General features: G+C 30.9%; 25 protein-coding genes, 1 other RNA gene and 2 pseudogenes. 22 read left to right on the plus strand and 6 right to left on the minus strand.

Translation table 11 applies throughout. The features are described from left to right. The first annotated feature begins 4 nt into the window (after window positions 1-4). The 6 genes from M4L39_RS06390 (at window position 5) to M4L39_RS06415 (ending at window position 5,959) form a co-directional block, all read left to right on the plus strand. On the plus strand, window positions 5-745 hold the full coding sequence (locus tag M4L39_RS06390) for an alpha/beta hydrolase (RefSeq protein ID WP_277581286.1): 741 nt from the start codon (window positions 5-7) through the stop codon (window positions 743-745). 39 nt (window positions 746-784) lie between these two features. Further along, window positions 785-3,160 (plus strand): ribonuclease R, encoded by a 2,376-nt coding sequence (gene rnr / locus M4L39_RS06395; RefSeq protein WP_277581287.1) that lies wholly within the window; start codon window positions 785-787, stop codon window positions 3,158-3,160. Window positions 3,161-3,182: 22 nt separating this feature from the next. After that, window positions 3,183-3,647 (plus strand): SsrA-binding protein SmpB, encoded by a 465-nt coding sequence (gene smpB / locus M4L39_RS06400; RefSeq protein ID WP_002508246.1) that lies wholly within the window; start codon window positions 3,183-3,185, stop codon window positions 3,645-3,647. Between the two features lie 106 nt (window positions 3,648-3,753). After that, window positions 3,754-4,115, plus strand: a transfer-messenger RNA (tmRNA) gene (gene ssrA / locus M4L39_RS06405). A 191-nt stretch (window positions 4,116-4,306) separates the two neighbouring features. After that, on the plus strand, window positions 4,307-4,777 hold the full coding sequence (locus M4L39_RS06410; protein ID WP_277581288.1) for a DinB family protein: 471 nt from the start codon (window positions 4,307-4,309) through the stop codon (window positions 4,775-4,777). A gap of 960 nt (window positions 4,778-5,737) precedes the next feature. Then, window positions 5,738-5,959, plus strand: a complete 222-nt coding sequence (locus M4L39_RS06415; protein WP_021339885.1) for a hypothetical protein — start codon at window positions 5,738-5,740, stop codon at window positions 5,957-5,959. 240 nt (window positions 5,960-6,199) lie between these two features. On the opposite strand, the gene M4L39_RS06420 is transcribed toward M4L39_RS06415, so the two are convergent. Next, entirely contained in the window at window positions 6,200-6,511 is a 312-nt protein-coding gene (locus M4L39_RS06420; RefSeq protein ID WP_057512806.1) for a hypothetical protein, read from the minus strand. A gap of 426 nt (window positions 6,512-6,937) precedes the next feature. On the opposite strand from M4L39_RS06420, the pseudogene M4L39_RS06425 reads away from it, so the two are divergent. The 8 genes and pseudogenes from M4L39_RS06425 to M4L39_RS06460 all read left to right on the plus strand — a co-directional run bounded on the left by M4L39_RS06425 (window position 6,938) and on the right by M4L39_RS06460 (window position 13,566). Continuing rightward, window positions 6,938-7,451, plus strand: a pseudogene (locus M4L39_RS06425) (DNA topology modulation protein). Between the two features lie 469 nt (window positions 7,452-7,920). Next, window positions 7,921-8,385, plus strand: coding sequence for a CHAP domain-containing protein (locus M4L39_RS06430; RefSeq protein ID WP_277581290.1), 465 nt, complete (start codon window positions 7,921-7,923; stop codon window positions 8,383-8,385). A gap of 172 nt (window positions 8,386-8,557) precedes the next feature. After that, entirely contained in the window at window positions 8,558-8,773 is a 216-nt protein-coding gene (locus tag M4L39_RS06435; RefSeq protein ID WP_277581291.1) for a hypothetical protein, read from the plus strand. A gap of 474 nt (window positions 8,774-9,247) precedes the next feature. Further along, window positions 9,248-9,439: a hypothetical protein gene (locus M4L39_RS06440; protein WP_277581292.1), complete on the plus strand. Its 192-nt coding sequence runs from the start codon at window positions 9,248-9,250 to the stop codon at window positions 9,437-9,439. A 276-nt stretch (window positions 9,440-9,715) separates the two neighbouring features. Beyond that, the gene (locus M4L39_RS06445) at window positions 9,716-10,600 is read left to right on the plus strand and encodes a PhzF family phenazine biosynthesis isomerase (protein WP_277581293.1); all 885 of its coding nucleotides are present in this window, start codon (window positions 9,716-9,718) and stop codon (window positions 10,598-10,600) included. Window positions 10,601-10,732: 132 nt separating this feature from the next. Continuing rightward, a complete protein-coding gene (locus tag M4L39_RS06450; RefSeq protein WP_277581294.1) occupies window positions 10,733-11,137 on the plus strand; it encodes a hypothetical protein in 405 nt (134 codons plus the stop codon). 1,283 nt (window positions 11,138-12,420) lie between these two features. Beyond that, window positions 12,421-12,621: a cold-shock protein gene (locus tag M4L39_RS06455; protein WP_002508223.1), complete on the plus strand. Its 201-nt coding sequence runs from the start codon at window positions 12,421-12,423 to the stop codon at window positions 12,619-12,621. A gap of 186 nt (window positions 12,622-12,807) precedes the next feature. Then, the gene (locus M4L39_RS06460; RefSeq protein ID WP_277581295.1) at window positions 12,808-13,566 is read left to right on the plus strand and encodes a GolD/DthD family dehydrogenase; all 759 of its coding nucleotides are present in this window, start codon (window positions 12,808-12,810) and stop codon (window positions 13,564-13,566) included. A gap of 292 nt (window positions 13,567-13,858) precedes the next feature. On the opposite strand, the gene M4L39_RS06465 is transcribed toward M4L39_RS06460, so the two are convergent. Next, window positions 13,859-14,131: a hypothetical protein gene (locus M4L39_RS06465; RefSeq protein ID WP_277581296.1), complete on the minus strand. Its 273-nt coding sequence runs from the start codon at window positions 14,129-14,131 to the stop codon at window positions 13,859-13,861. Window positions 14,132-14,412: 281 nt separating this feature from the next. On the opposite strand from M4L39_RS06465, the gene M4L39_RS06470 reads away from it, so the two are divergent. From M4L39_RS06470 to M4L39_RS06490, 5 genes and pseudogenes are all read left to right on the plus strand, one after another. Continuing rightward, window positions 14,413-14,919, plus strand: coding sequence for a pyrimidine dimer DNA glycosylase/endonuclease V (locus M4L39_RS06470; RefSeq protein WP_277581297.1), 507 nt, complete (start codon window positions 14,413-14,415; stop codon window positions 14,917-14,919). Next, the gene (locus M4L39_RS06475) at window positions 14,897-15,274 is read left to right on the plus strand and encodes a DUF1722 domain-containing protein (RefSeq protein WP_277581298.1); all 378 of its coding nucleotides are present in this window, start codon (window positions 14,897-14,899) and stop codon (window positions 15,272-15,274) included. Before M4L39_RS06470 ends, M4L39_RS06475 begins: the two co-directional genes overlap by 23 nt. Window positions 15,275-15,294: 20 nt before the next feature. Continuing rightward, a pseudogene (locus M4L39_RS06480) lies at window positions 15,295-15,744 on the plus strand (TspO/MBR family protein). Between the two features lie 289 nt (window positions 15,745-16,033). Beyond that, entirely contained in the window at window positions 16,034-17,761 is a 1,728-nt protein-coding gene (locus M4L39_RS06485; RefSeq protein WP_277581299.1) for a solute:sodium symporter family transporter, read from the plus strand. Window positions 17,762-17,901: 140 nt separating this feature from the next. Continuing rightward, window positions 17,902-18,084 (plus strand): hypothetical protein, encoded by a 183-nt coding sequence (locus M4L39_RS06490; RefSeq protein WP_277581300.1) that lies wholly within the window; start codon window positions 17,902-17,904, stop codon window positions 18,082-18,084. 99 nt (window positions 18,085-18,183) lie between these two features. Here the strand turns inward: M4L39_RS06490 and M4L39_RS06495 are convergent, their stop codons facing one another. Then, window positions 18,184-18,384 (minus strand): helix-turn-helix domain-containing protein, encoded by a 201-nt coding sequence (locus tag M4L39_RS06495; RefSeq protein WP_277581301.1) that lies wholly within the window; start codon window positions 18,382-18,384, stop codon window positions 18,184-18,186. 194 nt (window positions 18,385-18,578) lie between these two features. Between M4L39_RS06495 and M4L39_RS06500 the strand changes: the two genes are divergently transcribed. Together M4L39_RS06500 and M4L39_RS06505 are read left to right on the plus strand one after the other, a co-directional pair. Beyond that, window positions 18,579-18,965, plus strand: coding sequence for a VOC family protein (locus M4L39_RS06500; RefSeq protein WP_277581302.1), 387 nt, complete (start codon window positions 18,579-18,581; stop codon window positions 18,963-18,965). Between the two features lie 89 nt (window positions 18,966-19,054). Further along, on the plus strand, window positions 19,055-19,492 hold the full coding sequence (locus M4L39_RS06505) for a GNAT family N-acetyltransferase (protein ID WP_277581303.1): 438 nt from the start codon (window positions 19,055-19,057) through the stop codon (window positions 19,490-19,492). Between the two features lie 275 nt (window positions 19,493-19,767). Here the strand turns inward: M4L39_RS06505 and vraX (M4L39_RS06510) are convergent, their stop codons facing one another. Continuing rightward, on the minus strand, window positions 19,768-19,935 hold the full coding sequence (gene vraX / locus M4L39_RS06510) for a C1q-binding complement inhibitor VraX (RefSeq protein ID WP_002508212.1): 168 nt from the start codon (window positions 19,933-19,935) through the stop codon (window positions 19,768-19,770). 463 nt (window positions 19,936-20,398) lie between these two features. Between vraX (M4L39_RS06510) and M4L39_RS06515 the strand changes: the two genes are divergently transcribed. Continuing rightward, entirely contained in the window at window positions 20,399-20,629 is a 231-nt protein-coding gene (locus tag M4L39_RS06515) for a hypothetical protein (RefSeq protein ID WP_277581304.1), read from the plus strand. A 94-nt stretch (window positions 20,630-20,723) separates the two neighbouring features. Here M4L39_RS06515 and vraX (M4L39_RS06520) read toward each other — a convergent pair whose 3' ends face one another. Both vraX (M4L39_RS06520) and M4L39_RS06525 read right to left on the minus strand, forming a co-directional pair. Beyond that, window positions 20,724-20,900 carry a C1q-binding complement inhibitor VraX gene (gene vraX, locus M4L39_RS06520; protein ID WP_277581305.1) on the minus strand — a complete coding sequence of 59 codons (177 nt, stop codon included), beginning with the start codon at window positions 20,898-20,900 and terminating at the stop codon, window positions 20,724-20,726. A 240-nt stretch (window positions 20,901-21,140) separates the two neighbouring features. Continuing rightward, entirely contained in the window at window positions 21,141-21,275 is a 135-nt protein-coding gene (locus M4L39_RS06525) for a hypothetical protein (protein WP_277581306.1), read from the minus strand. Between the last annotated feature and the right edge of the window lie 66 nt (window positions 21,276-21,341).

Raw genomic sequence — 21,341 nt, forward strand, 5'->3', positions numbered from 1 at the left:
CACGATGCAAATCAAACTTCCAGAGCCGTTCTTTTTTGAGGAGGGCAACCGAGCTGTGTTATTGTTACATGGTTTTACTGGGAACTCATCAGATGTAAGACAATTAGGTCGATTCTTACAGAAAAAGGGGTACACATGTCATGCGCCACACTATGAAGGACATGCTGCGCCCCCTGAAGAAATATTAAAATCCAGTCCTTTTGTATGGTTTAAAGAAGCATTAGACGGTTATGACTTTTTAGTCGAAAAAGGATACGATGAAATTGTAGTCGCTGGTTTGTCCCTTGGTGGCTGCTATGCATTAAAATTAAGCTTAAACAGAGATGTAAAGGGTATTATAACTATGTGTTCACCTATGTACATTAAGACGGAAGGGTCTATGTTTGATGGTGTGCTAGAGTATGCCCGCAACTTTAAAAAGTATGAAGGGAAAGACGAAACCACAATTAATAAAGAAATGGACGTTTTTCACCCAACAGATACTTTAAAAGAGCTTCAAGGACAAATCCAAGATGTAAGAGATCATGTGGACGAAGTGATGGATCCATTATTGGTCATTCAAGCAGAACAAGACCAAATGATCAATACAGATTCTGCAAACATTATATACAATGAAAGCGAATCTGATGAAAAAGATATTAAATGGTATGCGAATTCCGGACATGTTATTACAATTGATAAAGAAAAAGAATTAGTATTTGAAGATGTATACCAATTTTTAGAATCATTAGATTGGTCTGAATAAAAATTATAGAATTATTTAAAAAGAGAAAGGAGGGGCATAATGAATTTAAAACCATCCATTGAAGAAATTATTAAACAACCAGATTATGAACCAATGTCTGTATCTGATTTTCAAGATGCATTAGGTTTAAATAGTGCCGACTCATTTAGAGACTTAATTAAGGTGCTTGTTGAACTAGAACAAACAGGTTTAATTCAACGTACAAAAACAGATAGATATCAACGCAAGGAATCTAACAAATCCCAACAATCAAAATTGGTGAAGGGTAAACTAAGCCAGAATAAAAAAGGCTTTGCGTTCTTACGTCCAGAAGAGGGTGAAATGGATGATATCTTTATCCCACCTACAAAAATTAATAGAGCTATGGACGGTGATACGGTCCTAGTAGAAGTACAAAATTCAAAAGGTGAACATAAAGGTAAGCTAGAGGGCGAAGTAAAATCGATAGAAACGCATTCAGTCACACAAGTGGTTGGTACGTTCAGCGAAGCACGCCATTTTGGTTTTGTGTTACCAGATGACAAACGTATTATGCAAGACATCTTTATTGCCAAAGGACATAACTTAGGTGCCATAGATGGTCATAAAGTACTCGTACAGATCACTAAGTATGCAGATGGCACAAACAATCCTGAAGGACAAGTTTCGGCTATACTGGGCCATAAAAACGATCCAGGAGTAGATATATTATCAATCATCTATCAACATGGTATTGAAATCGAATTCCCAGATAATGTTTTAGCAGAAGCTGAAGCAGTACCTGATGAAATTGAACCATCACAAATTGAAGGCCGCCGCGATTTACGTGATGAACTTACAATTACGATTGATGGCGCAGATGCTAAAGATTTAGATGATGCAATTGGTATTAAAAAATTAAGCAATGGTCACACACAATTAACAGTCAGTATCGCTGACGTTAGTTATTATGTTACTGAAGGATCAGCTTTAGATGAAGAAGCATATAGTCGTGCTACAAGTGTCTATTTAGTTGATCGTGTGATTCCTATGATCCCACACCGTTTAAGTAATGGTATTTGTTCGTTGAACCCAGATGTTGATCGCTTAACATTGAGCTGTCGAATGGAATTTAATGAACGTGGAGAAGTCGTTAAGCATGAGATTTTTGATAGTGTGATACATTCAAATTATCGTATGACATATGATGAAGTGAATGAAATTATTACAGATCAAAATGCAGACACACGTGAAAAATTTAGTGAAGTCACACCAATGCTAGACTTAGCACAAGATTTATCGCAACGTTTAGTTAACATGAGAAGACGTCGTGGTGAAATCGACTTCGATATTAGTGAAGCAAAAGTAATCGTTAATGAAGAAGGTATTCCAACAGATGTAGAATTGAGAAAACGTGGTGAAGGTGAACGTTTAATCGAGTCATTTATGCTTGCAGCAAATGAAACGATAGCAGAACACTTCGATCATTTAGAAGTACCATTTATATATCGTGTTCACGAACAACCTAAATCAGAACGTTTACGTAAATTCTTTGATTTTATTACGAATTTTGGACTAATGATTCAAGGTACAGGAGAAGAAATCCATCCTTCCACATTACAAAAGATTCAACAAGAAGTTGAAGGTCAACCAGAACAAATGGTTATCTCAACAATGATGTTACGTTCAATGCAACAAGCACGTTATGATGATGTGAATTTAGGACACTTTGGCTTATCAGCTGAATACTATACACATTTTACGTCACCAATACGTAGATATCCTGATTTAATTGTACATAGATTAATTCGTAAATATATTGTAGAACAATCTATGAACAATAAAGAGAAGTCTAAATGGGAAGCATTGTTACCAGAAATTACTGATCATACATCTCAAAGAGAACGTAGAGCGATTGAAGCAGAACGTGATACAGATGAACTTAAAAAATCAGAATATATGGTACAACATGTTGGCGAAGAGTTCGAAGGTATTATAAGTTCAGTAGCTAATTTTGGTATGTTCGTTGAATTACCAAATACGATTGAAGGCATGGTACACGTTTCGAACATGACAGACGATTTTTACCATTTCGACGAACGTCAAATGGCAATGATTGGTGAACGTCAGGCTAAAGTCTTCCGTATAGGTGATCCAGTTCAAATTAAAGTCATCAATGTAGACGTAGATGAGCGTATGATCGATTTCCAAATCGTTGGTATGCCATTATCTAAAAGCGATCGTACTCAGAGACCTTCACGTGGTAAGACGATTCAAGCGAATCCTCGTGGTAAATCATCAGATAAATCTGGTGATAACAAAGATAAAACGAAACACAAACAGCGTAGAGGTAAAAATCAACGTAACAACGATAAATCAAATAGTGGTAATACAAAACACAAACCATTTTATAAAGATAAAAATGTGAAGAACAAAGCACGTAAGAAGAAAAAATAACTCAACAAAGAGGTGAAACTCAATGCCAAAGAAAAAATCACCAGGAACACTAGCTGAAAATCGTAAAGCTAGACATGATTATGTCATTGAAGATACGATTGAAGCGGGCATTGTGTTACAAGGGACTGAAATCAAGTCGATTCGTCGTGGCAGTGCCAATCTTAAAGATAGTTATGCGCAAGTTAATCGCGGTGAAATGTATCTTAATAATATGCACATTGCCCCGTACGAAGAAGGCAATCGTTTTAACCATGACCCTCGACGTTCACGTAAGCTCTTATTGCACAAACGTCAGATTGAAAAATTAGGTGAGCGTACGAGAGAAGTGGGTTATTCGATTGTGCCATTGAAACTCTATTTAAAACATGGACACTGTAAAGTATTGCTAGGTGTTGCACGTGGCAAGAAAAATTACGATAAGCGACAAGCATTGAAAGATAAAGCAGTAAAACGTGACATGGATAGAGCGATGAAAGACCGTTATTAAGCGGATATATTGCCAAAGACCCTGATCTTTGGTAATATAATATGTGCTTTCTAAAAAGCTGAACGATAATCGTGAAGTGAACAGGAAGTGCATTTTATACTATTTAGGGGGCGTTTTTGGATTCGACAGGGGTACCATGAGCAGGTTAAGCGTGTCGGAGGGTTGTCTCCGTCACTAACACACACAGTTATAATAACTGGCAAAGAAAACAATAATTTCGCAGTAGCTGCGTAATAGCACTCTGCATCGCCTAACGGCATCTCCTATGTGCCGTTAACCGCGATTCAACCTATAGTAGGATACGCTAGGCACTGCCGTTTGAAGTCTGCCTAGAAGAGATTAATCAGACTAGCATAATGATGGCCGTCTATCACTTACCATTATGCGAAACTCAATGATAGACTACACACGTAGAAAGATCTGTATCAGGACCTCTGGACGCGGGTTCGAATCCCGCCGTCTCCATCCTTGAGCCTTTAACCTTAGTGGTTAAGGGCTTTTTATTTTTGAGTGCACAGATGTGCCACAAAAATAAAAAATCAAAGTTATAAAATTGAAATTAGCACATAATTAGTATTTTGAAATAAATAAATGCTATTGTGTTAATGTTATGATGTTTATAGTGCGTCCAATTAATAATTTAAGTGAGGGGTTATAAAATGATTAAAGAACAATTTCAAGCTACGTATAATTTATTAAATAAGCATATAAAAGATATTGATGAGGAAAAAGCTGCATTTCAACCTGCCATGGCTAATAATAATATCAAATGGCAATTAGGTCACTTAATCTTGCTAAATGATTTTTTAGTATTTGAAACTATTAATGGAGAAAAAGTTTTAGAGCAAACTGCCGCAAAATATTTTCTATGGGGGACATCACCAATAAATTTTGATGGAAATGAACCCTCTTTCGATGAATTAAAATTATTGTTAAATGAACAACTTGATAGAATATTTAATGTTTTAGAAAAACAATTAAAGAAAGATAGAAATGAACCAATTGTCCTTAAAGATGTAGACATCGTTATGGACAATTTTAATGAATCTATCCATTTTGCTATTATTCATACTAATCGACATTTTGGTCAAATTGTATTATTAAAATCTATGATTAATAAATTAAATTAAAAGTCATCGTCCAACTATTGGACGGTGACTATAGATATTTTATTATTTATTTAGCATAATAGGGTACAGATGACCCTTGTTGAGCAGTTACTTCTTCCGTAGATAATAATGCGGTTTAATCGTTATGCTATTATCTCATAGGACTAGCACCATGATTCACAAGGAACGATGCATGCCTGTGCCTTAATTCATGGCTAAGCATACGAACGTTTGATTACCCCTGCCCTATTTTTAATTTTAATTGACATAAATATATTTGAATATTCATTTTTATTGTTAACTATTGTATTATTATTGATGGACATCTTAGAGTGTCTTATAGATAGAGTGGGTCTAATGCGCACGTTAGGGTGTCCATTCAGACATGCTCTCAGATATAGCCATCCTTAGGGATGGCTTTTTTTTATGTTATCTAGTGAAAAGCTTCTAGAAATTTTTCTCGCAGGTTACTTGCATATCATTTACAACTATATATAAGAACAAGCGACCTATTGCATTCATGTGATGATTATATGAAATGAAATTCAGATAAATGTTTTTAAGAATTTTAAGTTCAGACATTAATCCAGAATGGCTATATAATGTAAAAATAATATGATTTTAAATACGAATTATAAAGTAGAAGGCAATGGTTTTTACTAAAGATGTAATTAAAGCAAGTGAAATCATTCCATTTAATTAGGTGATTAAAATCATTATTAACTAAGACGCAATAGAGATGTAGCCGCGTATTTTTAAATTAGGTTTTAATTAGGTCTCCTTGATTACGCTACAAATGTATTTTCTAGAAAATTATAGAATACGATTCTACACAGAAGATGAACTGAAACTGTCAAATTATTAATAACCATACTATTATATAATAATTTAATTGTATTATAAATAATAATGTTTGATTATCAAGTAAAAAATTACATTTTGATGTATAATGAAGGTAATGAAGAAAAGGAGATTTATAAAATGAATATAAATATAGTAACTGATTTATTGAAAGAAGAAAACGTTGTGAGTATAGATCTATTATTAGTAACTGGTAAATTAGAACGTGCTAAAGAAATTGATGTTGATAAATCATCCGAAAATTTATTGTTTGTGACAAAACCAAAAAACAAAGTAATTAATTTGAATCATGTTGTTAAAATAGAAACTGTACTTAAATTTGAAGGCAATGTCACTTTTTAATAGTTATCTAAAATGAGTAGGAAAATGAACACGTACAAAGTGCATCGGATTACTTTGTGTTCCATTTTTCACATTTTACACTCAATTAGCAATACTAGGTAAGTGTTGATATAGCATCACCTATAGCAGTTTCTAAAAGGTGTAAGCAACTCCCTTAGACGCTATATTAAAAGGCTTAGCCATCATGGCTAAGCCTTTTTTGTCTGTGCTAATTTAGAAATGTCACAGCCTTGAAGTTATTTAATCAAATTCGATTTCGTATAATGATTCGTTTATTTGTTCGTATAACTCATACTTTTCCAAATAATCAATCCATACATCATTTGGTTTCTTTTCTCTTTCTTCAACTAAAGATTTAATTTTTTCATATATACCTTTCATCAAATCCTTGTACATTGCATTGGCTGCTCTCTCTATTTTTGCCTCTGACCAACGTTTTTTAGGTGGGCGTCTTTTATCCTTTTCTAATTGAAAGTTGATAGCTCTGTCATAAAAACTATCTAACGCTGGTAATTTATCTTCTATATGTTCTTGAAATTCGTTTAAATTCATAAATATTCTCCTCTTTTAAGAAACAACGTTCTATATAATTCTAACAATAATAGGGTAAATTAAATACCTGATGAATGATTCATTTGTTTTATAAGGAACTGAATTATTGTTGGATAACTCAGTATCTGGGTCTAATTTATTATTAGAATAATAATTGACGGCTGATCGTCCTAAATTCTAGTGTCTCTATTAAGTATACAGTGTAACCACGTTCTTTAGGGTACTTTTCACAAGTTTCTATTTTTCTTGGTCAATAGGTTCATTTTTAAATGTACAAACCTCAACTGTAGGTGTTCGTTATTGCAAATAAACGAGTTGTATGGTCATTACTTATATTGTAATTACTCGGAGTAACTCGTTGGTATGAAAGTAATTAAATTATTGTCTAGTAGATTAAATTCATTTAAATAGATTGGTGGGACAAATATGGGGAAAATAATCGTTGTTGGATCTTCTGGTTCTGGAAAATCAACGTTATCAAGACAACTAGGTCATGCTTTAGATATACCTGTTTTTCATTTAGACGTATTATTTTGGCAACCTAATTGGGTTATGACAAGTTCTGATGAGCAAAAAGTAATTCAAAAAACATTATTGCAAAAAAAGAAATGGATTATTGATGGAAGTTATACTGGTATCTTAGATGAAAGATTAAATGCTGCAGATACTGTGATACTTTTAGATTTGCCAAGAAAAATTTGTTTTTATAGAGTTTTTAAGAGATTATTTAAAAATATTGGTAAAACTAGAATTGATATGGGCAAAGATTGCAAAGAATCAATCTCACATTTTTAAAATATATTTGGAATTTTCCTAAGCACAGAAAACCACATTTATTACAAAAAATTAAGGAAATAAAAATGATAAAAAAGTATTTGTTTTAACCAGCATTAAAGAAATTGAACAATTTAGAATGAATGTGGAAAAGAAGGACATTTAAATCTAAAAATTACTATGGATTGTTTTTAAATTGTTACAGAAATCGTAGAGGTTTGGTCTGACGCCTAACTAGTTGATGAAGTACTAGCCGAAGACTACAGGAAGTTTCTGTAATCACTCAAAGCGTGCACAAAAAACGCTGACAAAGTTAGACGCTCTGAGACGCCTTATTAAGATGTCTTTTTTTGATTATCGAGATAAATTCATAATGAAATTAATTTGAATATTACAGATTAACCAAAAAAATTAAAATGGAATTAATATTAGTGTAATGAGCAATTAAAAACTGTATGATATATTATCCTGAGATTGAATTATTTTACACTTTAACTTACAAGTTAACGAAAATATTACTTGTATAGTTTATTCAGTAAAATAATACTTAGAAGGGAAGATTTATAATTAAACATTACGTACAAATTTTTACATATTTTATTATAGGCGTGTTAAGCATACTAGTATTTACTCATTTGAACACTGCTTCTGCCGGAACGGCTGCCACTCAAGAGGAAGCTATAAGCCATATGAACACTTTAGAAGGTAAGGGGTGGGATTATGATGATGAGTATGGCTGGCAATGTTTTGATTTAGTAAATGAGCAATGGGATTATTTGTATGGTCACGGATTAGAAGGTGATTATGCAAAAGAAATACCGACTAAAAATAACTTTGAAGGTGAAGCAACGGTATATAAGAATCATGAGGGCTTTCAAGCACAAGCTGGTGACATTGTTGTATTCAATGATGAATTTGGCAGTGGTGCAGGTCATACAGCCATCGTAACAGAAGGTAATTATAATGGCGCTAGTGATAAATTTGAATCATTAGATCAAAATTGGGATGGTGGCGGCGCTGAAAAAACGGAAGTAGCCCATAGAGTAGTACATGATTATGAAACCGAAATGTGGTTTATACGCCCCCATCATGCTCAATAAATTACTTCATAATTAATATGCTCGTCTGTCATTGAAAAATGATTAGTAAGAATTGTGAGAAATAGTGTCTTGATATATAAATAATAACCATTGTGTTGCAACCATAACTAATTAGACGGATAATAGAGTTAACGTATTAGAATCATAAAAATATTAATTAGGGTGACCTCACATGAGTGATGTATATGTATTCATAATAAAATGTAGCGATGGCAATGTTTATCGTGAGTATGTGGAGAATATATGGAAAATTGATAAAGCATTAGCACTTAAAAGATTTGAAAAAGGCATTCATAGACATAATTATTTTTATCTAAAAGATTGTGATAGTTATGTAAATGTAGCGAAGATTACTTCTATAAAGATTGATGATGCACATAGCACTTGATCAATTACTCATTCGTATTTAATTAATAAATAGTTAACAAATCATAATTTAAGGCGGGCGCAGAGTTGCGTTAGCCTTATTTTTATATCTAAAAAGTGTAAAAAGGCGGTTTACGATACTAAATATAAATAATAGAATAGTTTAGTATGGTATTTTGGGGATTTAGTGAGGGATTATAAATGTTGTTATATGTTAAGGCTCTTGGGATGAGCCTCTTAATCGGAGTTTTAATCTTTTTATTAATGTTTATAGGCACAGGGAAAGATCAATTGCTTGGTAGTGTGATTATGGCACTATTAGGCTTTTTTGGAAGTTTTATTTCTTTCTTGTATGAAAAAAGACATAATAGGGAGGCTAAATAGATTGAATAAAATCTATTTATGTTTTTGTAACCTAATTGTGACGCGTGACAGTTACTTCTTTTTTGTTTACAAATAAGTACAAGCGTTCTATCATATCGTTGAGGTGATAAATATGGAGCCAAATTTAAATTGGAAAAAAGACTTTCAAGAATTCCAAGAAATATTAAATTCTGGCATTAACCCTGAATGGTTATATAGCGCTAAAGCCAATATGGTACTGAATCCTGCCTATACAGGAGAAGGTAGACAATTCTTTTTTACAAAAGATATTATGAAAGCAAGTAAAACAATTCCATTCTTTTAACCGGGTTAATACTATTAATATCAAAAAATGATTATCAATACATTGCTTTGAGCAATATTAATATAGAATATAAAACAGTTATAAAGTTAAACGCTAGGTAGCATAGATACCTTAGCGTTTTTTCATTTTCTAATATCCTGTTTTTGAGATAAATGATACGCTTATAAAAACAACGAGTATGTGTTAGATATTACTTTGTCTAATTATATAATTTAGGTCGTTTGTATTTTATAAAAATCTAGTAAGTTATAGAAATAAGAAAATGGAGGATCATACATGAAATCAATAAAAGTGTATCATTATGATGCTTTTAGTAAAAAAGCGAATAAAGGTAATCCAGCTGGCGTCGTTTTAAATGGAGATGACATAACAGAAGTGGAAATGCAGGACATTGCTTTTAAAGTAGGCTTTAATGAAACAGCTTTTCCAATAGCATCTGATAAAGCAGATCTTAGGATACGGTATTTTTCACCGAAACAAGAAATGGAACTCTGTGGACATGCAACAATGGCCACAATTTATGCGTTAAAGACAAACGGATTGTTAGAAAATAAAACAGAATTAACTATTGAAACGAAAGCAGGAATCTTACCGATACGTATTACAGAGAACGAGCAAAATGAAATACATATAACAATGAAACAAGCATTACCACAATTTAAAAAATTTGAAGGATCTACATATGATTTAGCGAAAGCAATAGGCATTGAAGAAGTGGATTTTGATGATGAGTTACCCATAATGTACGGTAGCACTGGGGCATGGACACTTTTAATACCTATAAAGTCACTTGACATTTTTAATAAAATGGAACCAAATAACAAGGTGTTTTCTTCAATTTTAAATGAAATACCTAACGCATCTGTACATCCATTTTGCCTTGAAAGTTATTATGAAGAAGCGGATATGCATGGCCGTCATTTTTCTTCAACTTTTTCAGGAACAATAGAAGATCCAGTTACTGGCACTGCTTCAGGTGTCATGGGTGCGTATTTTGCCAAGTATATAAAAAAAGAGGCTCATACTTCCATGAAACTTATTGTAGAGCAAGGACAAGAAATGAATAAGGATGGCCAAGTGATAGTGAATGTTGCAGAAAATAACGAAATCGAAATAACTGGCAATGCTGTTTACGTAGAAGAAATTGATATATCATTTTAGAAATTAAGCGTTTTTTATAAAGTATGCGCAGAACTTTATACTTTATAAAAATAGTGAATGGATACTTTTGTATTTGCTATATGGATATAGTAAAGTTAAATTAAATGAGATATCTAGAGAGGTTTGATAACTATGGATATAAATAATGTTATAAATACTTATAAAGTAATACTCTCGAATGCTTCTGCAGCAAACAAAAGTGATAAACGTAAAAAAGGACTAGATAAAATAATTGCACTGTTTATTAAAAACCCTGAAACGAAAAGCGAAGGATTAAAATTTCTTCAAAGTTTAGATACAGAGTCATTCTATAATTTACTTAGTGCGTGGGATATAGGTCGAAGTGTACTCACGGCGCCAGATTGTTTAAATGACGATGTTAGGATTAGTGGGAGCAAGTCAAATTTAATGAATGAAAATGTTAAAACATTAAAAAATAATTTGCCTATCCAATATGAAGCAGCCATTTATTTTAAAGATAAGGACTGTATTTTTGTAAAACAATGCCTTATAGCATTTCAAAAAGAATTTATTTAATAATATAAACACTACTTAAGGGGTGAGGAATGGCTCATCTAAGTGGTGTTTTACTTATAATTAATAAGCTTTAGAAATATTTGTGCTTAAAGTACTTATAAAGGTGCAAAACAATTGTAGAAAAAATGATTAATAAAATGATGAGAAATTAAAATATACCTAAATTAATATTTCCATCAGTAGCGTTATATACGTCTTTGGCCCCGTCTAAAGATAGGAGGACGGATAACTCGAAGATTAGTATAGCAATGAATCTTCTATTAAAATTAATAGCGTTTTCGGATGGTTTTTTATTAACTAGTCAGGAGTCGGCCCAAATTACTGCCATTTTTTAAAACGAAATAATATAATCAATCATTCATTAGTTGAATTTATATAAAGACAAACACAAATAAAAATGAATATAATTGAATTAACAAAAATCCCCATAAAAAATAACCAAATGCTTTTATAGCAATTGGTTTGTCTAAGTTCTAAAATAAACACTACGAGTGTTTATTGTTAATTCGTATTTTATAATAAAATTATAGAAAGTGCAAAAAACATGACTGATAAAATAAATAAGACAGTACCAAAAAAGACTAGTTTTCTAGACTGCTTTTAAATACCCAATTCATGATTGTTATCTAAGTTTTTTTCGTTAATAATTTTACGCTCATTATTAAATTCATAAAATGAAAACAAACTAACGATCAATAGAATTAAACTAATTATGAATGTAATAATGATTAATATTCCCATTTATGAGTTAGCTCCATCTATGTTATTTGATAAGATTTCTAAATATCGATATATATTATTTGAAGTGGTATCTTTCGGTAAGCTGTGTGAGAATACATGACCGTTTTTAGTTTCAACAGTATAAGTGACTTGGTCAAGTTTTATATTATAATTAATGATGTGCATAAAATTCTCCTCGGAAATTGAATTTATATTTATTATACAATTAATGCGTTTGTAATTCTTCCTATCGACCTAATTGTTTTGGACGATGTATAACTAATTATATCTAATTGTACTACATATAAAGTTAATTTGCTGTAAAAAAGACAATAAAAGCTAATTTAATTTTTATTTACAGACACTTGATAGCTTATTGAAAATGTAGAAATACAAATTTTTATATAAGATGTTGACAAAAAGTTATATCCATAGTATATTTGTACTCAAGTAATTTTTAATTCGGAAATTTTAAAAGTAGTCTTATTCATTGAATTTTACTCCTTTGGATTTTTTAATAACAAGTTACAAATATATGTGCTAAAGCACACGGAGGTTTTCATATGAATAAAGGTACAGTAAAATGGTTCAATGCAGATAAAGGTTTCGGTTTCATCGAAGTAGAAAATAACGACGACGTATTCGTACATTTCTCAGCTATCAATTCTGAAGGTTACAAATCATTAGAAGAAGGCGAAACAGTTGAATTCGACATCGTTGATGGCGACCGTGGTAAACAAGCTGCTAACGTTAACAAAGCATAATTTAAAGTTTTAAATTATCTTTAACACTCACCCTATGGGGCGGGTGTTTTTTTATGTTAAAAATTAAAACTCCAAAAAATTAAAAACAATAAATTATAATAAAAATACAGAAAAGTATAAGAGGATTATTTTGTAAGCGCTTAATTTAACTAGTATACTTAATATATAGTAAAAGGAGCGGATATTATGCAAAATTATAAAGGCTTTGATAAAGATTTTAATATTACAGATAAAGTAGCTATTATCACTGGGGGTAACAGTGGTATAGGTAAAGCAATAACTGACTTTTACATAGAAAAAGGGGCTAAAGTTGCAGTATTGGATATAAAAGATAGCGTAAATGAATTGAAAGATGATCAAATTCTAGGCATACAATGTGATATAACAAATGAAAAAGATATTGATAATGCGATTCATTTAACAAAGCAGACTTTTGACCGTATTGATATATTGGTGAATTCTGCAGGTGTTGTACTTTTAGATAAAGCAGAAACAATGTCTAGCGAGATTTGGCAAAAGCAAATTGATTTAAATTTAACTGCCTCTTTCAAAATGGCTCAAAAAGTAGGAAATGAATTTATTGAACAAGGTGAAGGTGGAAAAATTATTAATATGGCAAGCCAAAACGCTTTAATAGCATTAGATAAACATACTGCTTATGGAGTTACAAAAGCTGGAATTGTTAATTTAACTAAGAGCTTGGCATTTGAGTGGGCAAAATTTAATATTAATGTTAACGCTATTGCGCCAACAATCGTTGCAACAGAATTGTCTGATAAAGCATGGGTAGGTAAGGCAAGAGAAGACGCCTTAGCTGGTATTCCTTTAGGACGATTTGGTGAACCTGAGGAAGTAGCAGCAATTGCTTTATTTTTAGCAAGTGACGCGACCAATTTCATGACCGGTGAAACTAATGTATTAGATGGTGGAAATACGATTAAATAAGTGATGTTAATAAATTTAAATATGTATATGAAGATATTTTATGATTAATAAATAACAATAAGTAAAGCCTATAAATTAATATTTGTAGGCTTTTTATTTTATATATATAACTAATTTAGTAATGATCTTATAAAGTGCTGGCGCCTAGGGAATAATATGGGAGAGTGGCTACATGCTCGAACTATATCCCAGGCAAGCATACATTTTAAAATAGTAATAATACGGTTTATTAGCAAGAACTATCACTTGAAATTTATGTAAATAAAAAACACATCAGTAACTTGGGATGTGTTTAATCATTAAGTATTTGCAATATTTCATCGTATTTTTGTTCGCTCAACATACCTAATGGACTTTCTTCAAATTTAAATATTAAAAAATCATCGTTTGAATTAAAGGAATTTTTAATACTTTCGTATATTTCATTTCTATCTAAATCACTTTTCAAAAGCCATAAACCTCTATAAATATACAAAGCTTTACCTAATGCATTTAATTTAGCAGGCAATTTTTCATAACCATATGAAATAGAATTCAAATTATACGACAATATGTATTTTGACATTAATATCAGCCTCCTATATAAGCATATCATTAACTGTAAATTAAAAGTTGGGCAAAGGTTGATATTAAACGAATTTATAATGATTTTTCACAATAAATATAAAAAGCATTTAATTTATAATTTTATTTACTGAAGCTTAATTCATTTTAGAGGTGATTTAAATTGAGGGAAATAGCTCTCATTTGTATGTGAATGTTTAAAAGTGAATACTGCATATAAGTGTTTTTTTTAAATGACTTCTTAATAGGGTTCATAATCTGTAAAAGTAGGGGTAGATGCATATGCAAATCTTCAGAATAAGTTCGGACCATAAAAAAAGTGCGCGCTTTTTAGATAATAGAAGGTTATCGAAGCAAGTATTAGAATTATATCAAATTATTAGAGTATGTTTAGCAAAGTTAAACCTTGTTGATATAAACAGTAATTATATTAAACACCCCATTGTTGCTCATGTTTATAACAATGGGAAACCATATCTTATAGATACGTTCAACATTTTAGAAAGTATGAACGAAGAGCACATTCGACGTGGAGGAAAACGTTCTGTTGACTTTAAAAATGATATAGCACGTTTGAGAGAAATTGTTTATAAAGAAGAATACCAAAAATATTTTTCATATGAAATGTTGCCTCCGTTTTATGTTTTTGGTGATTGTAAAGTACATGGTGAAGATGCATTTGAGTTATATCAAACATTATTATTCAATAAATGGAAAAAAGATAAAATACCGCCACGATGTGGTGTTAAAAAGGGCGTGGATAAACGTGACACAAGGTTATCAAATTGAACAGTTATGGCGTCAGTATAAGTATGAAGTTTTGTGGCACAATCAAAATAGTTACAATAACATTAGAGAAACAATGAAACAAAGTCCATCATATGAAGATATAGCGTTATTGATTTCAGATGCGTTAACAATAAAGCCAACTAAAGGATCTATCATCAATACTTATGATCATATGTGGGGATATTTTAAAAAAATGTGCAGTTCGTCAGAAAATGAATTCCAGAAAGATATAAAATATCAATTTCAACAACATAAAATAGATGAAACTTATCTTTTAGAATTTCTCAAAAGTATGGCTGACTTTTATAACGTTGATTATATAAAACAATCTTCAATTATTAAAAGTTTGAAATAGGAGGAATTATAAAAATATGAATGAGGACGTTATTACCTTTTATGGGTGGTAATATCATAGGTAAAATCACTGCAAAAGAAGCACCAAAAGATTATGGCAAATTTGAAAAACCAGCGTATTCTCCACCGCGATATGCATTTCCTATTGTTTGGCCTATATTATATCTATGCATGGGCATAGCTTATAATTTGGTTAAAAGTAAAGGGACAAATACCAAAGCAGCAACTGCTACGCATGATACTCAGCTTAGTTTAAATTTTCTATGGTCATTATTGTATTTTAAAAAGAAAGTAAGGGGCATTGTCTTGATTTAGCGTTTTATTTTATTAATAGCAGTAACGGCTAATGTTGTTGTATTTTTTAAAAACAAACCTATCTCAGACATCTTGCTTTTCCCTTATGTCCTTTGGTCTAGTTATGCTAGTTATTTAAATACTGGAAATTGGTTGCTTAATAAAGATAACCCATAGTATTCAAAAAGTTTTTGTGAATAAAAAACTAAAATTAGCCCTGAAGAAATCTATCGCATAAATTTCTTCGGGGCTAATTTTAATATATGTTTCTTTATATAATATAGAAAGTAGGGTAAAGAGGAATATGCGAAATTTTTAAATGTAATATTATTACATTTTTAGTTTATTTAAAAAGATGATTAGGAAAAACTTTGTGGTGAAGTATTTTAAGGTATTTGTGTCCACTGCTATTTCAATAACTAGAGATAAATTAAAGTTATCTTATTTTATCTAAGAGGGAGGATTTATGGGAGAAACTAGCTTCACGCTTTTTTCTTGTATGATTTTTATGGCACTAGTTGCTTGGTACTCTTACTATAAAACTAAAAATAAAGTTAATGACTCTACAGGCTATTTTCTAGCTGGGAGAGGATTAACAGGCGGTTTTATTGCTGGTTCACTTGTTCTTACCAATTTATCTGCGGAACAATTAATCGGGCTAAATGGACAAGCATATAATGCGAATTTAACAAACATGGCTTGGGAAGTTACAGCTGGGTTTTCTGTAATTATCTTATCCCTTGTCCTACTACCACGTTATTTAAAAGGGGCATTTACTACTTTACCAGAATTTTTGAACTCTCGTTTTGATCAAGGAACAAGATTACTTGTAGTTATGTTGTTTATGTTTGGTTACGGTCTCGTGACTATACCATCTGTGCTATATTCTGGCTCTATCGCTGTATTGCAATTTTTTGATATACCTTCTATGTTAGGGATTTCTTTTGGACAAGCTATGTGGCTATCAGTCTGGACTATAGGAATTATAGGATCGATATATGCAATTTTCGGAGGTCTACGGGCGGTTGCTATTTCTGATACTATTAACGGCATCGGTTTACTTATCGTTGGATTAATAGTACCTATATTAGGATTTATAGCATTAGGAGAAGGCAATTTTATAACAGGAACGAAAGTTATCGTTACAGAACATCCTGAAAAATTAAACTCTATTGGTTCAATTGATGATGGCGTCCCTTTTGGTACAATTTTTACCGGTATGATATTTGCTAATCTATTCTATTGGGGGACGAACCAATATGTAATCCAGAGAACTTTAGGTGCTAAAACCCTTGCAGAAGGTCAAAAAGGGGCTTTGTTCACAGGCTTTTTAAAAATTCTAGTTCCTTTTTTGATGATGATTCCAGGTATTATTGCTTTTCACTTATATGGTGAAAGTTTAAAAACAATGGATTTAGCATACCCAGCACTAATCAATGAAATTTTCCCTACTTTTTTAAAAGGATTCTTTTTAGCGGTGTTGTTAGGTGCTGTTTTCTCGAGTTTTAACTCTTTATTAAATAGTGCGGCTACTATGTTTACTTATGATGTTTATAAAGTTATTTTTAATAAACAAGCAAATGACCATCAAATGATTAGAGCTAGTCAGTGGTTTGGTGTGATATTATCATTAGTTACCTTCTTTATATCACCGCTTTTAATTTATGCTCCAGACGGTTTATGGACGGTTATCAGAGAATTTACAGGATTCTTCAATATCCCAATCATCGTAATAGTGCTAACAGGTATATTTTCTAAACGTGTTCCTGCATTGGGAGCTAAGATTGTGATTATATCGCACGTCCTTATTTATTATTTTTTAATGTGGGGAATACCAACAATTTTTAATATAACAATACCGATAAACTTCATCCACGTCCAAGGGTTACTTTTCTTATTAGAAACGTTGTTTTTATTAGTTTTGGGGAAAGTGAAACCATTAAAAGAACCTTTTGTCTTTAAAGATAAATCTGTGGTTGATTTAACGCCATGGAAATATGCAGTGCCGGTTTCAATATGTTTAGTTGGCAGTATGATTTTTACTTTCATATTATTTTCTAAACTTGGCTTAGCTATAGAAGGAAGTATTGTATCCATATGGTTCTTGCCACTTGTAATAACATTAATCATTTTCACTAGTTTATTATTCTTTATTGCTACCAAATCATGGGATAAAAAGTATTCAAATAAATAAAACAGCAATAGTTTTGGAATTTTAAAGTATATATCATTATTATTGTTTAATACTTTATTAACTATCAGGAAATGTTTGTTTTGAACTATTGAACATTTTACAATAGGGGGAGGAGCCATAATTACGGAGGGAAATTATTTATGATGATAAAAACATTGCATATGCAATATGAAGAAGGTTTTGAAGCTTTTGATGAACGTGTGAACGAATTCCTACAAGAAGTTAATGATAAGCAACACTGGGAGCTTGTGAGCGTTACACCATCTGTTACAAATAGTTTGGAAGGCGTAGATTATTTTATTACTGTCGTATTCAAAAAATAAAAAGTGGAAAACAATTGCTGTTTTCCACTTTATTATAACTAAGAACGTAATTTGAATTTCTGTCCCTTAATGCGTACTTAGCTTAATATAACAGTGTCATTATGCATTAAATGTCTGCTTAGAAACATTAAAATAATCTGCGAGAATGGCAATCTCGTTTTCTGAAACGATACGGTAGCCATTTTCCCAATCCCAAATCTGACAAATTTTAAAATCTTTGTCATAGTTATTATTTAAATTAACAACTAATTTAGAGATACTTAAATTATATTTTTCGCGTAAATCATTTAGTACTTTCACAATTAATCACTCCCAAACGAGTTGTAATAATATCCGTATTTAATTGTAGTATACACACTATTTATTTTCAAATCAGTAAACTTATAAAGGCGTTATCATATACTGGTATTATGCAAATTAGCTTACTAAATAAGAGAAGCATTAAGATGTATTAATAATATAAATTTCGAAAAAGAGAGATAAGGTGGATTCATATGAAAATTATTGCTATGAGTATTTTTGTTGATAATCAAGATAAAGCAAAACAATTTTATACTGAAAAATTAGGCTTTGAATTGAAACATAATATTGAAATGGGCGGGGAATTTAAATGGTTGACCGTAAAAGAAAATAACTCTAATAATCCAGTTGAAATAGTGTTAGAACCTAATGTGAGTGCGATTGCTAAAAACTATCAAGAAGGTTTATATAATGCTGGTATACCCGTAACTATGTTTGGTGTTGATGATATTGAAGCATCACATGAGCGTTTAGTTAAATTAGGTGTCGAGTTTCATACTGAGCCTAAGGAAGTTGATGGTACCAACCTTGCGATTATAAATGATACTTGTGGTAATTTAATTCAGCTTATAGAACAATAATATACGTAGAAATAGACTGTAACCAACTACTGAACTATTATCGTTAATTTTAATTCAGCTTATTTTCTAAGAATTATAGGAGGTGTTTTATGGAATTAGTAGTTAAACGGACAAAAAATTTATCAAATATTGAACTATTACATATTTTAGAAGAAAGAATAAAAGTATTCGTAGTAGAGCAAAAATGTGCATACCAAGAAATAGATAAAGATGACGAAGAAGCTTTGCATATCATGTTGAAGGATGAAAACCACATTGCTGCATACACACGTATTGTAGATCGCCAGTCGCATATTAGCTTCGGAAGGGTGCTAGTGGCACAAAACTATAGAATGCGAGGCTATGGACGTAATATTGTGCAGAAAACAATAGATATTATAAATGAAAAATATAGTGGGTCATTAATCAGCATTTCCGGACAAGCCCATTTAAAATCATTTTATGAATCATTTGGCTTTAAAGGGATTTCGGATATCTATTTAGAAGACAATATTCCACATATTACATTCGAAATGATGGCAAGATAATATGCAAGTTTAATACACGAAATGCGTTTGAACTGTTTAAGATTAAGTGGCATCTGTTTAGATAAATTAAAAAAAGTAGCTTCCAAGATGGAAACTACTTTTTTTAATTTATCTAAGATTTTACCCAGATGTAATTTAGTTCTTTTGAACTCATCGTCTTTACAAAAAATCATTTAGAAAGTCGCTCTTTTCAAACATTTGTAATAGCCCCTTAATGTTTGTAAGACGTCTATGGTTGATACACTAAATTAAATGTATATCGCTAAGTTTATGATTTATTGTTTTTTCATTTTATCAATATCTTGTGAAACTAACATTAATAATTCTTCAGTTTCAGAGTCCGTTAAATCATCAGAACCTTTAATTCTAATGACAGAACCTTTATCTGTTTTGACATGATAGATAGGCTCGTCATCTTTATAAACTTTACGTAGTACTTCCATTTCATCACCCTTTTTTATCTGAAACAATTCCATATAATTAATAACACATAACGGTTAAAAATAAAGGATTGAGTTGTTATCGTAACTTGCAATTATTTTTATTAAATAATTTGGTAGTTATTAATGCTTTAACTATAGGATAACTTTTTGTTGGATTCATTTCCAACAGTATGATTAATTTTATTTAAATTTATTAGTATTTACATATATTGCTATATTCTTTCTTGATAAATCAATTACAAGTTTAAATAAATAATTTGAGAACGTTTTATAAAATTTAGTTATTTAGGTTTTTATTATATAAAAACGGGTAAATATAACTAAGCACAAGAAGTCCTCCAAACTTTAGTGTGGAATATATTTTCGATTCGAGATTTCACGCCACTTTTCGAAGTGGCGTATTTCTTTTATAAGGGCGATAAGTTATATTAATAGTATCATTTAAATTAAAAGGATGTAAAAGATGAAGTTACTCAATATACTATCATTGGTTTGTAGCATATTTATAGCATTGATAATTTTTTATGGTGTGATTATGATGGTTGGTGATGCCATGGGTATTACAACTTTTAATAGTCAATTACTTATTGTTGGACTATCATTAGTCTTACTTAGTGGATTAGTAGGGAAGCAAAAACCTAGATTATCTATGCTTATATTATTTGCAGGTTTTATTATTGTTGTTATGAATTAATGTATATAAAGATACAGTCCAATAAGTTGAAATTAATTCAATTTATTGGACTGTATTTTATTTGAATAAACACGATAGATGTTGAGAGAGATTGTTATTCAATATTATTTTTTAATTTTTCGTCCATATCTTTAGCAACGGCAGTTAATAAGTGAGTTATTTCAGTTTTATTCGATGTGTCATCAATTTTGACTTTAATTAATAGACCTAAATTTGTCTTTATATGATAAATAGGTGCCTTGTTTTCATATACTTTTCTTAGAATTTGCATCTTATCACCTCATCAAATAGAAATACGAAAGTGCAAGAAGTAAGGAATCAAAAATCGATAAGTGTAAAATGTTAACTAATTAGTATGTTAAAGCATTTTTGATTAAATAGAAAATAATTGAATTTTAAAAAGGACTGATTAAACGATATAAAAAAGACTGAGCAATACGTAGATAAACTCAGCCTCGTTTTATATATTTTTCCAAAATGATTTGATGAATCTGCAGTGCTTAAAAAATGATTAAAATTGATCGTTTGTTCTATCTTCTGCAACAATATATTCGTCTGTTCCGTAATCAGTAGATGTACTTAATATAGATTTTACTAATAGTGCAAATGAAACAACACCTAATAAGACTAATGCAATTTTTTTCATAACATCAAGCTCCTCTTTGTAAGATAGTTTACCATAATGCAATCTGAACAAACGAATATATGTGAC

The organism is Staphylococcus equorum, from assembly GCF_029531845.1.
Taxonomy (GTDB): Bacteria; Bacillota; Bacilli; order Staphylococcales; family Staphylococcaceae; genus Staphylococcus; species Staphylococcus equorum_C.

Excerpts from the sequence above, each read along its gene's own strand:
- rnr (WP_277581287.1), top strand. The coding sequence starts at position 785 with ATGAATTTAAAACCATCCATTGAAGAAATTATTAAACAACCAGATTAT.
- M4L39_RS06505 (WP_277581303.1), top strand. The coding sequence starts at position 19,055 with ATGGAATTAGTAGTTAAACGGACAAAAAATTTATCAAATATTGAACTA.
- M4L39_RS06450 (WP_277581294.1), top strand. The coding sequence starts at position 10,733 with ATGGATATAAATAATGTTATAAATACTTATAAAGTAATACTCTCGAAT.
- M4L39_RS06445 (WP_277581293.1), top strand. The coding sequence starts at position 9,716 with ATGAAATCAATAAAAGTGTATCATTATGATGCTTTTAGTAAAAAAGCG.
- M4L39_RS06460 (WP_277581295.1), top strand. The coding sequence starts at position 12,808 with ATGCAAAATTATAAAGGCTTTGATAAAGATTTTAATATTACAGATAAA.
- M4L39_RS06410 (WP_277581288.1), top strand. The coding sequence starts at position 4,307 with ATGATTAAAGAACAATTTCAAGCTACGTATAATTTATTAAATAAGCAT.
- M4L39_RS06490 (WP_277581300.1), top strand. The coding sequence starts at position 17,902 with ATGATGATAAAAACATTGCATATGCAATATGAAGAAGGTTTTGAAGCT.
- M4L39_RS06415 (WP_021339885.1), top strand. The coding sequence starts at position 5,738 with ATGAATATAAATATAGTAACTGATTTATTGAAAGAAGAAAACGTTGTG.
- M4L39_RS06515 (WP_277581304.1), top strand. The coding sequence starts at position 20,399 with ATGAAGTTACTCAATATACTATCATTGGTTTGTAGCATATTTATAGCA.
- M4L39_RS06440 (WP_277581292.1), top strand. The coding sequence starts at position 9,248 with ATGGAGCCAAATTTAAATTGGAAAAAAGACTTTCAAGAATTCCAAGAA.
- M4L39_RS06485 (WP_277581299.1), top strand. The coding sequence starts at position 16,034 with ATGGGAGAAACTAGCTTCACGCTTTTTTCTTGTATGATTTTTATGGCA.
- M4L39_RS06455 (WP_002508223.1), top strand. The coding sequence starts at position 12,421 with ATGAATAAAGGTACAGTAAAATGGTTCAATGCAGATAAAGGTTTCGGT.
- M4L39_RS06420 (WP_057512806.1), bottom strand. The coding sequence starts at position 6,511 with ATGAATTTAAACGAATTTCAAGAACATATAGAAGATAAATTACCAGCG.
- M4L39_RS06470 (WP_277581297.1), top strand. The coding sequence starts at position 14,413 with ATGCAAATCTTCAGAATAAGTTCGGACCATAAAAAAAGTGCGCGCTTT.
- M4L39_RS06500 (WP_277581302.1), top strand. The coding sequence starts at position 18,579 with ATGAAAATTATTGCTATGAGTATTTTTGTTGATAATCAAGATAAAGCA.
- M4L39_RS06525 (WP_277581306.1), bottom strand. The coding sequence starts at position 21,275 with ATGAAAAAAATTGCATTAGTCTTATTAGGTGTTGTTTCATTTGCACTA.
- M4L39_RS06390 (WP_277581286.1), top strand. The coding sequence starts at position 5 with ATGCAAATCAAACTTCCAGAGCCGTTCTTTTTTGAGGAGGGCAACCGA.
- M4L39_RS06465 (WP_277581296.1), bottom strand. The coding sequence starts at position 14,131 with ATGTCAAAATACATATTGTCGTATAATTTGAATTCTATTTCATATGGT.
- M4L39_RS06435 (WP_277581291.1), top strand. The coding sequence starts at position 8,558 with ATGAGTGATGTATATGTATTCATAATAAAATGTAGCGATGGCAATGTT.
- vraX (WP_277581305.1), bottom strand. The coding sequence starts at position 20,900 with ATGCAAATTCTAAGAAAAGTATATGAAAACAAGGCACCTATTTATCAT.
- vraX (WP_002508212.1), bottom strand. The coding sequence starts at position 19,935 with ATGGAAGTACTACGTAAAGTTTATAAAGATGACGAGCCTATCTATCAT.
- smpB (WP_002508246.1), top strand. The coding sequence starts at position 3,183 with ATGCCAAAGAAAAAATCACCAGGAACACTAGCTGAAAATCGTAAAGCT.